Genomic DNA, 14,855 nt, shown 5'->3' with positions numbered 1-14,855 from the left:
GCACATTCTAGCCAACATAAAGACCATTAGTTAAGATTTCGTTTTTCTATAAAAAACCGTTTCATTAAAGCAGAAGCTTCTTCAGCTAAAACTCCACCTTCAATTTTAGTTTTAGGATGCAATTTGGTATTTAAATTAATACAACCACGTTGTTCATCTCTAGCTGCATAAACAATTCTACTAATCTGACTCCAATACAACGCGCCAGCACACATTTGGCAAGGCTCTAAAGTCACATATAACGTACAATCTTTTAAATATTTTCCACCTAAAAAATTAGCAGCAGCAGTAATAGCTTGCATTTCGGCATGCGCCGTTACATCATTTAATCGCTCGGTAAGATTATGTGCTCTAGCGATAATGCGGTCTTTAATTACAATTACAGCACCAACAGGAATTTCATCTTTATCAAAAGCCTCTTGTGCTTCTTGCAAGGCTTTTTTCATAAAATAAGTATCATCAAAAGGTTGTATCATAAGCGTAAAAATACAATTTAAGATACTACATTTGTAGTATAATGAGCAAAATACTTCAACATATAAATTCGCCAGACGATTTAAAAACCTTAAATCAAGAACAGCTATTACTTTTAGCTAAAGAATTGCGTGAATTTATCATAAATATTGTTGCCACAAAAGAAGGTCATCTTGGTGCTAGCTTAGGCGTAATAGAACTTACTATTGCTTTACATTATGTATTTAACACACCAACAGACCAATTAATTTGGGATGTTGGTCATCAAGCTTACGGACATAAAATTTTAACCGGAAGACGTGATATTTTTGAAACCAATAGGCAATTAAATGGTATTTCTGGATTTCCTAAGCGTAAAGAAAGTGAGTATGATGCGTTTGGCGTTGGACATTCTTCTACATCCATTTCGGCAGCATTAGGTATGGCAATTGCTTCAAGAATAAAAGGTGATTTAACCACACAACATATTGCTGTAATTGGAGATGCTTCTATAGCTAGCGGTATGGCGTTTGAAGGCTTAAATCATGCTGGAGTAAGTAAAGCTAATTTACTAGTTATTTTAAACGATAATGCTATTGGAATTGACCCAAGTGTTGGCGCTTTAAAACAGTATTTAACCAACGTTAAAAAAGGCACTCAAAAACAAGATAATATTTTTGAAGCTTTAAATTTTGACTATTCTGGACCAATTGACGGACATGATTTACCAGCTTTAATTAACGAACTTGAGCGATTAAAATCTGTTAAAGGACCTAAGTTTCTTCACGTGATTACCACCAAAGGAAAAGGTCTTAAACAAGCCGAAGCTGACCAAGTAAAATACCATGCTCCAGGACAATTTGATGCAAAATCCGGTGAGCTTATCACAAAAACCGAAACTAAACCTCAACCACCAAAATACCAAGATGTTTTTGGTCATACTTTAGTAGAATTAGCTAAAACAAACCAAAAAATTGTTGGTATCACACCAGCTATGCCAACCGGAAGCTCTTTAAAATATATGATGGACGCATTTCCTGACCGTGCTTTTGATGTTGGTATTGCCGAGCAGCATGCAGTTACTTTGGCTGCAGGAATGGCTACACAAGGGTTAATTCCGTTTTGTAATATTTATTCGACATTTATGCAACGCGCATATGATCAAGTTATACATGATGTTGCTACACAAAACTTACCTGTTATTTTTTGTTTGGATCGTGCAGGATTAGTGGGACAAGATGGCGCAACACATCATGGTGTATTTGATTTAGCCTATTTACGTTGTATCCCAAATCTTATCATTTTTGCACCAAGAAATGAGGTTGAATTACGTAATATGCTTTACACTGCTCAATTAGGACTAAACCACCCAATTGCAATAAGATATCCTAGAGGAAGAGGTATTACAGTAGATTGGAAACAACCATTTTCTAAAATTGAAATTGGTAAAGGCGAGCAATTAAAAGAAGGTAAAGAAGTTGCTGTGTTATCTATTGGAACGATTTCAAAAAATGTTACTGAAGCACTTAACAGTATTGAAAACCCTGAAACTTTTTCTCATTACGATATGCGCTTTGTAAAACCTTTAGATGAGGCTTTACTTCATTCAATCTTAAAAAAACACAGCACAATTATTACTGTTGAAGACGGAACTGTTTGTGGTGGATTTGGCAGTGCTATTTTAGAATTTGCTGCAAATCACAACTATAAAAACAACTTTATTACAAAAGGAATTAAAGATGAATTTATAGAACATGGCACAACTGAAGAACTACAGAAAATCAACGAAATTGATTCAGAAAGTTTAAAAATTATATTTGAAAGCATAAAAAAAGCAGACTGATTAGGTCTGCTTTTTTTAAATTTAAGAACAATTAATTTGTTGTAAATGTCCAAACAGCACCTATCGTTTTGGTGCCAGAATTGTCTTTAGTATCTATTTGCCAGTAATATGTTGTTCCTGGATCTGTACTTACATCAAAGTTTTCTGCTGTTAAGTCTGTGCTAACTGCTGTTGTTGGAGGGTTAGATGTACCAAAATATACATCATAAGTTAATGTATCGTTTATATCTACATCTGCTCCAGACCAATTTAAAGAAGTTGTTCCAGACACAACTGCATCTTCTTCATTAGGACTTACTAAATCTGCTAAGAATGGTGCATAGTTAGAAACACCTTCTCCTTCTGTGTAAAATGCAAAAACCTGAGATGGACTAGCTGAATCTTCTGCATCTTTTGCTGTTACTGTCCAATAATAAGCTGTACCTGGTTGTAAAGTTAATGTTCTTGTAGTTGTTGTAGATGTAACTTGTTCAACTAAATTAGTCATATTATTATCTAACGCTACTCTCAATTCATAACTTACTGTATCACCATCAGGATCTGTAGCTGCTGCCCATTCAAAATTAACAGTACTATCTATACATAATAAATCTGATGTTGGGTAGATTAATTGACTAACTGCACTTGGTGCTGTATTTGGTGTATCTGGAGTAGGAGCTACTCCTCCATCACCACCATCTCCATCACTTCCTCCACAAGAAGCAATTACAACACTAAAAAATAATACAGTTATTATGTTATATAATTTCTTTTTCATCTTATTATTTTTTTATGATTTTTATAGTTTTTGGTGCTTTTTCTGACTGAATATTTACAAAATAAACTCCGCTTCTTAGCGATTGAAAAGGAATGTAAATTTCTTTATTATTCGCAACATCAAAAGAGTTACTATAAACTACTCTTCCATTTATATCATAAACATTTACAGGAAGAGCGTTTGCCTCTAAACCATTTGGCAGTATAACTTTTAAATTATCTACAACAGGGTTTGGTGTAGCCTTAAATTCTATAATATTAATTTGTTTAGTAAATGTACCTTCGCAAGCTTGAGCTGTCTTAATTTCTAACAATCCAGACTTTAAATTTTCTAATATTATATTGTCTTGGCTTGTAATTAAAATAACTTCACCATTTAAAGTCACTGTGTAAGGCGCTGTACCTCTGTACATATTAACTTCAATATCTTCTCCATTATTTTGTTCTATAAGCTCAAGTTCTATTGTTTCTGCAGCTTCAACACTAACCTCGGAACATTGAACATGGTCATATTCGTTAACAGACACACATACAGTGTATGGTCCACCTACAGATAAGTTTTCTATAGTTAAGTTGTTTGTTGTTAACTGTTCTGAAATATTTGTTCCTGGACCATTAACGGTAACCGTATAAGTTACATATGTTTCATTTACATTAATATTTATCTTACCGTTATCTTGTCCTTCGCATGTTTCTGAAACTACTTCTATTGAAATGTTATCTTGAGCTGCGTAACTAGTATCACAAATATCTCCTATCCCGTTATTGTTAACGTCTTCTTGATTTGGATTAGATGTATCAACACAATTATCTATAGAGTCTACAACACCATCTCCATCTGAATCTTGACAAACATCTCCTACTCCGTCATTATCACTATCTAATTGGTCTGGATTAGCTATTGTTGGACAGTTATCATTTATATCTAATATTCCGTCTTGATCTGTATCTTGACAAACATCTCCAATTCCGTTATTATCAACATCAGATTGATCTGCGTTTGCAACACTTGGGCAGTTATCTACACCATTAACAACACCATCATTGTCATCATCTCCATTTGGATCAAAAGAGAACTGTCCTGAAAATATACCTCTACCATAAGTAGCAGCAAAAACCATATTATCGTCTCTTAAATCTAAATCTAAAACTTTAACATTTGACATTCCGTTAAATGCAGGATTCCAAGTTGGATTAGCATCAGAAAAGTTGGTTGTATACCAAACACCTAACTCTGTACCTATAATTACTTCTTCATTATTTAAAGGATTTCTTAATATTGACTTTACTGGTAAATCTGGAAGATTACCTTCTTTAGTCTGCCAGTTAGCTCCTCCGTCATTTGTGTACCAGATATTTTCTACTCCATAGTTATGAATGGTAACAAAAATTTCATCTTCATTGTTACCTAACTCAATATCAGACACACTTCCTACTATAAAATTATTAAGTTCTAATTCTGTCCAAGTAGGACTACTACCATCTGCATTTTCTACTTTAAAAATATCTCCTAAAACTGTTCCTACAAATAAGGTTGAAGATGTTGTTGTAAAAGGAGAAACTGTTAAAGCAGTTGGTGTACTATCAAATTCAGAATTTGTTAAATCTGAAGACGTTAAAGTTGAGCTAGATTTTATGCCTGAGTATCTTCTTATTACAGTACTAAGGTTGTTAGAATAATTTGAATATAAAATATCCAGATTAGAGTCTAATGCTTGTGGGTTAATAAAAGCTCCGTTAGAAGCGTTTTCATTATTAATTGTTACGTTAGTATTAGTTTCTAAATTAAATAAATTAATACCTGAGTTGTACACGTAATTTCTTATAAAATACTTATCATCGCCTTGATCAAAAAATGTGTAAGCACCATCACCTCCATATGCCTCTACAGAACTATCCGCTCCATTTGAATTTGCATTTTGAAACAATTGCGTACCATTATCTTGTAAACCTCCTGCAAAATAATCTCCGTTAAAAGCTGTTGTTGGAGCTACACCGACAGTGTAAAATTGACTTGTATTAAAATCTTTATCTCTTGGACTTAAGACTACACCTGCATTTGATGAATAGTAAATTCCACCATCATTTCCTACTAACATGACACTAGAACTATTGTTTCCAAAAACTAAGGCATGTTGATCTGCATGAACTTCTTGATAGCCAAAACCACCATACCAATGAGATAATTGAGACCAAGAAGTACCACTATTAAACGACTTAAACAAATCTATTCCTCCTGCATAAACTATATCGTCATTTGCTGGATCTACTTCTAAAAGTAAGTCGTAAAAGGCTTGACCTCTAGTAAAGTCATTTGCTGATATACCAGTATCTGCATCATTTGGTAAAGTCATATTAGTAGTTGAAGAAAAACCGTCTTCTGTTTTAATCATTATAACGGGAGCAGTTGTTCCTTCTGCTAGGACATAGATTTTATTAGGGTCTGATGAAGATACTGCTATTTGAGTTCTATCTGCATCTGCTACGACTTCTTCTACACTAAAAGAGTTTCCGTCTGTAGATGATAAGATTGTTCCGCCTCCTTCACCAAACACATAACTATCAATTGTAGAAACCCAAATTTTATTATCTGCTCCAATTTCTATATCATTTGGACAATACTGAACGCCTCCTGCTAGTGATTGTAAAGAAACTAGTGACCACGAGTTTCCGTTATCTGTTGATTTGTATAGTCCAAATTCTGGTCCACCAAGATAGGTTGTTGCGTTAGCAGATCCGTAAAAACCATCTCCTGCAGCTACATAAACCTCAGAAACACCATTATTATCTCTTACTTTAATATCATTAATATGCTGAATACCAGGAACCAAATTACCTGTAAACGAACTAGACACAGGATTTAAAGAACCTGTCATTGTACTACCTGCAAGAATTGAAGCTTCTAGTATATCTCCATCTGCTTTAGAAATCATTACTGATGGTATTGTAATTGTATTATCATCTCCTCCCATAGGGATAGGTTGACCTACTACATTATTCATCATAATAACTCCTACTGCTCCTGCATTTTGAGCATTTTTTACTTTTTGAGTAAAGTTACAGTTACCTCTTCTTATTAAAGCTATATTGCCCGATATTTGAGCACCATTAACTAATGCGCTACATCCTTCTGTTGGTAATCCTGTTCCATCATCTACTAAAACTATATTTGCTGATATTACAGATGTAATTTCTGGTCCAAAAGCAGTTGTTGGGTATGACAAATAGTCTCCTGCTACATCTGAAGGTGAATTAACAGAAATATTAGATGCAGATTGAAATGATGTATCACCTGTAATACCTCCAAAAACATTTGTCCATGTTGCTCCTGCATCATCAGATTTCCAAACACCACTTCCGTTAACATCTCCTCCTACATAAGATTCTCCTGTTCCTAAGTAAAAGACATTACTATTGTTTGGATCGTATGTTATACAAGATACAGCTAAGTTTTCTGGTACATTAACTCTTTGCCACGATGATTCTGGATTTGATATGTTTGTGTTTTTCCATAAACCACCACTAACTCCTCCTGCAAAAACAGTTTCATTTGATGCATCGTTTGGATCAAACATTATAGCTCTTGTTCTTCCTCCTACATTGTTTGGTCCTCTTTCTACCCATCCATTATTCATAGCATCACCTGGCACTCTTCCAGCAGCTAATGTATTTAGTCTAGCGGCATTTATGCTATCTCTTAATGGTTGTAATTTTTCTGGTGTTGGTCGTCCTAATAGAGGATTCATGGTAAGTTCCCATTCTTGCTCGTAAAATTTATTTGGCGTTAAACCTTGAGCCTTTCTTTCTGACTTACTTAGTTTTAAAGTGTTTTTAAATGGGCTTTTTTCTAAGTTTTCTGAATGGATATTTCTAACTTGATTGTTTTGTTTTAAAGCAGAATTATCTTCAGAGAAATTTTGATATAATGCAAATATTCCTAAGGCTAATAATAAAATTATTAGTAATTTCTTTTTCATAATAATAAATAATTAATCTTTTTGCTAAAATAATATAAAATATTCTATAATGTAAATCCTTTTATCTTTTTATATTGAAGAATGGCTTGACTATCAGATAATGAAGCTACATAATGACAAATATTTAAAAGTCTTTGATATATACTTCCTTCTTTACTAAGTGTTTCTGGCAAACTCTTTAAAATTAATTTATCATAATTAGATGTTGGTCCTTCTTCAAAATTACTCTGAATAGATTTAGTGTAAGTTGTTAGAAGCGTATTTATTATTTGATAGCCTGCTATTTCTTTTTCTAACACTTCTTTTGATTGATAAATTTTCTCAACACTCAGCTTTATAATGTCATTTATTTGAGCTTCATATTTACTCTTATCTAATAAACTAATATTGAAATCTCCTTTTAAAATATCTTCTTCATTAGTCATAAATATTTGCACAGCTTCGTTTATAAGACTATTAATAGCTAAAGCTCTTAAGTAACTTACCCTATCTTGGGTATTAGTTAATAAAGCATACTTTTTAGTATTTATAGAGTCTCTAACTAGATTAATTAAATACTCTAAAGCAAACTCTTCTTCGATTAAACCTAGATTTATACCGTCTTCAAAATCTATGATTGTATAACAAATATCATCTGCTGCTTCTACCAAAAATGCTAAGGGATGTCTATTGTATCTTAAATGGTCGTCAGATTTTTTTATTAAACCTAATTCTTCAGCTACATCAACAAACGCTTTTTTTTCACTTTGAAAAAAACCATACTTTTTATCTGATATCTGATTAGTTGGTTTTTTAGGTAATGATTCTTTAGGGTATTTTGTAAAAGCACCTAATGTAGCGTAACTAAGTCTTAATCCTCCTTCTCTGCCTGACCTACTTTGTGTCGCGATTTTAAAACCGTTAGCATTGCCTTCAAAATCACATAAATCTTGGTATTCTTTATCAGATAGTTTTGATTGATATTTTTTTCCTTCACCATTTATAAAAAACTCTCCTATAGCTTTTTCTCCGCTATGTCCAAATGGCGGATTACCTATATCATGAGCCAAAGCAGCAGCAGCTACAATTGCTCCAAAATCATTTGCTTGATATCCTAAAGTGGTTTGTAAATGTGGATGTTTTTCTAAAATCTTTTGACCAACCTTTCTACCTAAAGAGCGTCCTACAACACTTACTTCTAAACTATGTGTTAAACGTGTGTGTATAAAATCTGTCTGAGACAATGGGATAACTTGAGTTTTATCTTGCAGACTTCTAAACTCTGAAGAAAATATAACCCTATCATAATCCACTTCAAAACCTAAGCGAGTTTCATCTTGTTCTTTTCTTAGTCGTTTATTAGTATCACCAAAGCGCTTTAAGGATAGTAATTGTTCCCAATTCATTATATAAGTTTTAGAGCTGCAATATAAGTAATTGGCATGTAAAATGTTTTCCATTTTAATGTTAACTAAACGTTTTCTAGCAATAAATAAACAATATACCTCATAACGTTAAGCTAACTTTTTAGTGATTAACTATTAATACCTAGTTAACTTAGACTTTACAGTTTGATAGTTTCTTTGCGGTGAATATTTAAAACTAAAAAACACACATAAAATCAATATCATGAAAAAATTATTATTCTTATCAATTTTATCATTGTCTATGGGTCTTACATCTTGTATCCAGGATGATGACACTCCAATAATTATCGAAGTTGGCAACGGAAATGGTGGAGGATCAACTACTGACCCACAAGATGTTGTAATCAACAAAACAGGTCTAATCACACAAGACGAGACTTGGACAAAAGATAATATTTACAGATTAAACCAAAAAGTAGTTGTAGAAGCTGGTGTTACTTTAACAATTCAAGAAGGTACAATAATAAAAGGGTCTCCAGGAACAGGATCTTTAGCTTCTGCTTTAATCGTTGCTAGAGGAGGAATGATAAATGCTGTTGGTACTCCTTCAGAACCAATTATTTTTACATCTACTTCAGATAACATTCAACCAGGTCAAACTGCTGGTACAAATTTATCTATAAACGACAGAGGTCTTTGGGGAGGAGTTTTATTATTAGGTAATGCACCATGTTCTTTTTCTGGTGACGTTGAAGAATTACAAATTGAAGGTATTCCTGCTGATGATACTTTTGGATTATACGGAGGTAATGATGCAGAAGATAGTTCTGGTGTTATGCAATACGTTTCTATACGTCACGGTGGAGCCTTAATTGGTGAAGGAAATGAAATTAACGGTTTAACTCTTGGAGGTGTTGGTACTGGTACTGTATTAGACAATATAGAAGTTGTTGCTAATGTAGATGACGGAATAGAATTTTTTGGAGGAACTGTTAATGCAACAAACTTATTAGTTTGGGGACAAGGAGATGACGGTTTAGATATTGACCAAGCTTATTCTGGTACTATCGACAATGCTGTAGTAGCGTTAGGAGATGTTTCTGATCACGCATTTGAAATTGATGGACCTGAAGGATCTGCACCTGGTTCTTTCTTATTACAAAATGCCACTATCATTGGTAACTTAAACACTAACAATGGTGAGTATGCTGACTTTAGAAAAGGGGCTACTGGTACAGTACAAAATATTTATGCTTACGGATTTAAAGATGATTCTGATGTAGAGCTAGATGCAGACGCAGATGCAACTACCTACAATAACGGTACTTTAGTATTTGCTAATTGGGAAATTGTTTTACCTGAAGCAGTAACTAATGTAGAAAACATTTTTGTTAACAAAGCAGAAAATGTAACTGTTACTGGTTTTGGATCTGAAGCTACTGCTGTAACTGAAGGCTCTCAAACTGTTGGAGCTACAACATCAGACTTAAGTTGGACTTACGCTAATGCAGTAGGAAACTTAGGATTCTAAAAAAGACTTATAACTAATAACAACTGCTCATATCTAAAGGTATGAGCACTTGTTATTTTATTTAAACATTAAAATGAAACAATTCAAACAATTAACCACTTTATTTTTTTTAATATTTACTGGTTTTTCTTTTGCTCAAACAGGTATTTTAAGCGGTACCGTTATGGATTCTGAATTTAATGATGTACTACCTTATGCAAATGTTGTAGTAAAAGGATCTACCAAAGGGACTACAACTGATTTTGACGGTAAATATGTATTAGAATTACCTGAAGGAACATATACTATTCAATATTCTTTTGTTGGTTATGAAACAAAAGAAATTACAGATGTTACAGTAAAAGCAAATGAAGAAGTAATAGTTGATGTTAGCATAGGACCTGCTAATAGCTTAGAAGAAGTCGTTTTAACTTCATCATCTAAAAGAAACTCAGAAAACGCTGTTCTTAACTTACAAAAAAAATCTGTGATGCTTATGGATGGGTTATCTGCTCAAACCATAAAAAAAACTGGAGCTAGTAATGCTGCATCTGCTGTAAAAAGTGTACCAGGTGTTTCCATACAAGGTGGTAAATATGTTTATGTTCGTGGTTTAGGAGATCGTTACACTAAATCAATATTAAATGGCGTGGATATTCCTGGTTTAGATCCAGACAGAAACACCATACAAATGGATATATTCCCAACAAACATTATTGACAATGTAATTGTTGTAAAATCTGCAGCTGCAGAATACCCTGCAGACTTTACAGGTGGTGTTGTAGACATCATCACAAAAGATTTTCCTTCTAAAGCAGAATACTCAATTTCTGCTGGAGCTGGTTATAACTCAGCAATGCATTTTAATGATGATTATTTGACTTATAACGGAAGTAAAAGCGACTTCTTAGGATATGACTCAGGAAAAAGAAATCTACCAATAAATAGATATCAGCCTATACCTGGTACTTTTAACAATAGTACAGTACTAACAACATTAACAAGACGTTTTGATAGCGAATTAGCTGCTAAAAATGAAACAAGCGGCATGAATTTCGATTTTGGATTTACCGCAGGAAACCAACATGATTTAGGTAAAAACAAAATAGGCTACATTGCTTCATTATCTTATAAAAACAATACAACCTTTTACGGAGATAGAATTGATGGAAACTACACCAAAGACGAAAACAATTCTAACAACAACAATTTATTAGCTACTAGATTAACAAACGGAGATGAAGGTATCAACTCTATTGTTCTTAATGGTTTAGCAGGTCTTGTTTTTAAAACAGATAACTCTAAGTTTAAAGCAAACGTTTTACACATTCAAAACGGAGAGTCATCTGCAGGTTTCTTCCTTCAAAAATTAGCTCAAGGTGGTGGTAATGCAGGTTTTGAAAACATACAAAAAGACGCTTTATTATACACAGAAAGATCAATTACTAATGTACTAATAAATGGTGATCACAAGCTTACAGATAACTTAGATTTAAACTGGAAATTTTCTCCAACTTTTACAAAAGTATTAGATAAAGACCACAGAATTACTCCATTAGAACAAAACCAAAATGGTAATTTTTCTATAAGCCCAAGTACTTCAAGTTTCCCTATTAGAATATGGAGAACTTTACAAGAAGAAGCTTGGAATGGAAAAATAGACTTAGTCAACAAATACAAGTTATTTGATAAAGCCGCTAAACTTAAATTTGGTGGAGCATACAGCTTTAAATACAGAGACTTTAGCACTGACCAATATTTATTTACTTCTACAACTTTAAATGTAGAAGATGGTAATGCAGACAATTTATTAGCTGAAGAAAACCTTTGGACAACATCAAATCAATCTGGAACATTCTTAAATTTTGGACAAGCATTTCAACCTGCTAACTCTTATGAAGGAGAACAAAACATAGGAGCTTTATACGCCTCTAATGAGTTTAATGTGTCTGAAAAATTAAAAGCTATTGTTGGATTAAGAACAGAATTATACAAAACATTTTACACAGGACAAAATCAAGCTGGTGATGAAATTTTTGATGGAGAAAAAATCTTAGATGAATTTGATTTATTTCCTTCTGCTAACTTAATCTATGCACTTACAGATAATACTAATTTAAGAGCATCCTACTCTAGAACAACCGCAAGACCTTCATTTAAAGAAGCTTCTAATATTCAAATTTTTGACCCAATTACTAATAGAACCTTTATTGGTAATGGTTTTGGTAACGAATTTTATGATGCTGTTAAACCTTCTTATGTAAGCAATTTTGATGTAAGATATGAGTGGTTTAGAGAACAAGGACAAATGATTGCGATAAGTGGTTTTTACAAAGACTTTAAAGACCCTATAGAAAGTGTCTTTTTTCCATTTTCACCAGATCAATTAACAGTTGCAAACTTAGGTAATGCTAAAGTTTATGGTTTAGAATTAGAACTTAGACAAAATTTAGGGTTTATTTCTGAAGGATTAAGAAACCTAAAGTTTAAAGCTAACGCTTCTATCATCGAATCTGAATTAGAAATGGCTGAAACTGAATTTATCAGACGTCAATTAGCAGCTAGAGATGGACAGACTATTGACAGAAAACGTCAATTACAAGGTCAATCTCCTTTCTTACTAAATATAGGTTTTGACTACTCTAATGATAGTATAGGTTTAAGATCTGGGTTATTTTACAACGTACAAGGTAAAGCTTTAGAAGTAGTAGGTACCGGTATAGTACCAGATGTTTATACACAACCTTTTAATAGTTTAAACCTTACATTAAACAAAGAGTTTGGAGCAAGTAAAAAATCTTCAATAGATTTAAAAATCACAAATTTACTTGGTGATAAGAGAGAAAGTGATTACGAGTCTTTTAACACAGACAATCAAACATTTTCATTAAGAGATCCTGGTACAGAAATATCTCTAGGGTATTCTTATAAGTTTTAAATAAAATAATTTTTTCAATAAAAAAGGCTTTACATTTTTGTAAAGCCTTTTTTATAAATAAGTATTTGTATAATTAATCTCTAATTGCAATATCTTTTTTACTCTTCCATTCTGTAACATTTACAATAACATTGTTATTATAATCTACTTCTTGTAAAGTATCTTCAATCCAAAATAACCATTTTCCAACTTTTTTACCATCTTCATATTTACCAACAGCTAATTTGTTACCTTCATTATCAAATTTAAGCCAAGTTCCTACAAGCTTGTTTTGCTTATTAAAAAAACCTTGCTGAGCAATAGTCCCATTATCATGATAGTATGTTGCTTGGATTAAATCTCCTTTTTTCTCTATGGTTGGCTTATTGACTTCTTGAGCTGAAACAAACCCTGAAATTAATACCGCAAAAGCCAAAATTAAATTTTTCATAGTATATATTTTTATAAGATTATTATTAATGTTTACATAACAAATATAGTTTATTTTTTACAATTTAGAGACATTTACATAACATTAATTTAACATTAAAAACATAAAAATCTGCAAAACAACCACTTAAGATTCGTCTAGCAAATTAATAATAAGTTAATATACACGTTACAATAACATTACCTCTAAGGATGATATTTGTAATGTCTTAAGACAAATCAATTAGTATTTCATATAATCTATTAGTTTTTGTCGACTACATTATCATGATTTCTAACGAGACTGCTTTTGGCCAAAGCAGTCTTTTTTCTTAAAACTTAATCATTTGTAAACATTTAGTTAACATTAGAGTTGGTTATTTGTAGCGACAAAAACTAATAATTTTGAAACTAAAATTTACCCTAGCATTAATTATAGGTGTTTTTTCCTATACTAATGCACAAGAAATTAGTGATACATCTTTTGGTAAAGGGTTAATTAATTTTACTGCAAAAGACAGCTCATTTAGTATAAAATTTGCTCCTCGTTTTCAGGTTAGATATAACTCTTCTTGGGACTATAATGGTGATAAATACGAAAATACAGAATACAACTTTATAGTTCGTAGAGCAAGACTTAAATTTGATGGATTTGCTTACAGCCCAAAACTTAAATACAAAATCGAGTTAGGATTATCTAACAGAGATATATCTGGTGCTAACCAATTTAACCGTAATACTCCAAGGTACATTCTTGATGCGGTAATTATGTGGAATTTTGCTAAAAACTGGGAACTTTGGGCTGGACAAACAAAATTACCAGGTAACGTAGAGCGTGTAGTATCTTCCGCAAACCTACAGCTTATAGATCGTTCTTTATTAAATAGTAGATTTAATATAGATCGTGATATGGGTATTCAATTACGTCATAAAACTAATTTAGGTGGTAATTTTTTAATGCGTGAAAAATTTGCTTTATCGCAAGGAGAAGGTCGTAATGTCACAGAAGGAAACGAAGGTGGTTTACAATATACAGCAAGACTTGAGTTTTTACCTTTCGGCACCTTTAAGTCTAAAGGAGATTATTTTCAATCTGATTTAAAAAGAGAACAAAAACCTAAATTAATGGTTGGCTTTACGTATAATTTAAATCAAGACGCTGTTAAAGATAGAAGTGTTTTAGGATCGTATATGTTTAAAAGTGATGGCTCACTTTACAAAACAGATATTACAACTGTTTTTGCAGATGCCATGTTTAAATACAACGGACTTTCCTTTATGGGCGAATACGCAAAAAGAACTGCAGACCAACCAATTGCAATTGACACAGATGGAGTAACACCAACAGGAGACATTGTACTTACAGGTCATGCTTTAAACCTTCAAGCAGGTTATTTATTTAAAAATAATTATGAAGTTGTTGGAAGGTATACAACTTTAGATTATGAAGCCGTTACCGAAAAGCTCCCTAGAAATCAATACACCTTAGGTGTTAATAAATTTATTGTTGGTCATAAATTAAAAGTACAAAGTGATTTTAGTTATTCTACCTTAGATAATAAGCAAGATAATATTACCTTTAGGCTTGGTTTTGATATTCATTTTTAACAAAAAAAATAACATT

General features: G+C 32.5%; 9 protein-coding genes. 4 read left to right on the top strand and 5 right to left on the bottom strand.

What is annotated here, in order from left to right; translation table 11 throughout:
- Window positions 1-26: 26 nt before the first annotated feature.
- Window positions 27-476 (bottom strand): nucleoside deaminase, encoded by a 450-nt coding sequence (locus tag INR78_RS06785; RefSeq protein WP_223078001.1) that lies wholly within the window; start codon window positions 474-476, stop codon window positions 27-29.
- Between the two features lie 41 nt (window positions 477-517).
- On the opposite strand from INR78_RS06785, the gene dxs reads away from it, so the two are divergent.
- Window positions 518-2,296: a 1-deoxy-D-xylulose-5-phosphate synthase gene (gene dxs, locus INR78_RS06780; RefSeq protein WP_255593138.1), complete on the top strand. Its 1,779-nt coding sequence runs from the start codon at window positions 518-520 to the stop codon at window positions 2,294-2,296.
- Window positions 2,297-2,327: 31 nt separating this feature from the next.
- Here the strand turns inward: dxs and INR78_RS06775 are convergent, their stop codons facing one another.
- Genes INR78_RS06775 through INR78_RS06765 form a run of 3 tightly spaced genes read right to left on the bottom strand, consistent with a single transcriptional unit; the run spans window position 2,328 to window position 8,414 of the window.
- Complete coding sequence (locus tag INR78_RS06775) at window positions 2,328-3,053, bottom strand: fibronectin type III domain-containing protein (RefSeq protein WP_223078000.1); 726 nt, start codon at window positions 3,051-3,053, stop codon at window positions 2,328-2,330.
- Between the two features lie 4 nt (window positions 3,054-3,057).
- A complete protein-coding gene (locus INR78_RS13685) occupies window positions 3,058-7,029 on the bottom strand; it encodes a thrombospondin type 3 repeat-containing protein (protein WP_223077999.1) in 3,972 nt (1,323 codons plus the stop codon).
- A 44-nt stretch (window positions 7,030-7,073) separates the two neighbouring features.
- Complete coding sequence (locus tag INR78_RS06765; RefSeq protein ID WP_106677335.1) at window positions 7,074-8,414, bottom strand: deoxyguanosinetriphosphate triphosphohydrolase; 1,341 nt, start codon at window positions 8,412-8,414, stop codon at window positions 7,074-7,076.
- Window positions 8,415-8,637: 223 nt separating this feature from the next.
- Between INR78_RS06765 and INR78_RS06760 the strand changes: the two genes are divergently transcribed.
- Together INR78_RS06760 and INR78_RS06755 are read left to right on the top strand one after the other, a co-directional pair.
- Window positions 8,638-9,906, top strand: a complete 1,269-nt coding sequence (locus INR78_RS06760; protein ID WP_223077998.1) for a hypothetical protein — start codon at window positions 8,638-8,640, stop codon at window positions 9,904-9,906.
- Between the two features lie 73 nt (window positions 9,907-9,979).
- Window positions 9,980-12,823, top strand: coding sequence for a TonB-dependent receptor (locus INR78_RS06755; protein ID WP_223077997.1), 2,844 nt, complete (start codon window positions 9,980-9,982; stop codon window positions 12,821-12,823).
- 73 nt (window positions 12,824-12,896) lie between these two features.
- On the opposite strand, the gene INR78_RS06750 is transcribed toward INR78_RS06755, so the two are convergent.
- Window positions 12,897-13,253: a nicotinic acid mononucleotide adenyltransferase gene (locus INR78_RS06750; RefSeq protein ID WP_223077996.1), complete on the bottom strand. Its 357-nt coding sequence runs from the start codon at window positions 13,251-13,253 to the stop codon at window positions 12,897-12,899.
- A gap of 383 nt (window positions 13,254-13,636) precedes the next feature.
- Between INR78_RS06750 and INR78_RS06745 the strand changes: the two genes are divergently transcribed.
- Window positions 13,637-14,839, top strand: a complete 1,203-nt coding sequence (locus INR78_RS06745; RefSeq protein WP_223077995.1) for a porin — start codon at window positions 13,637-13,639, stop codon at window positions 14,837-14,839.
- Window positions 14,840-14,855: the final 16 nt, after the last annotated feature.

It is taken from the genome of Mesoflavibacter sp. SCSIO 43206 (assembly GCF_019904215.1).
In the GTDB taxonomy this organism is placed as follows: Bacteria; Bacteroidota; Bacteroidia; order Flavobacteriales; family Flavobacteriaceae; genus Mesoflavibacter; species Mesoflavibacter zeaxanthinifaciens.
The sequence above is the reverse complement of the archived record's forward strand: the minus strand, read 5'-3'. Positions and strand labels throughout refer to the sequence as shown.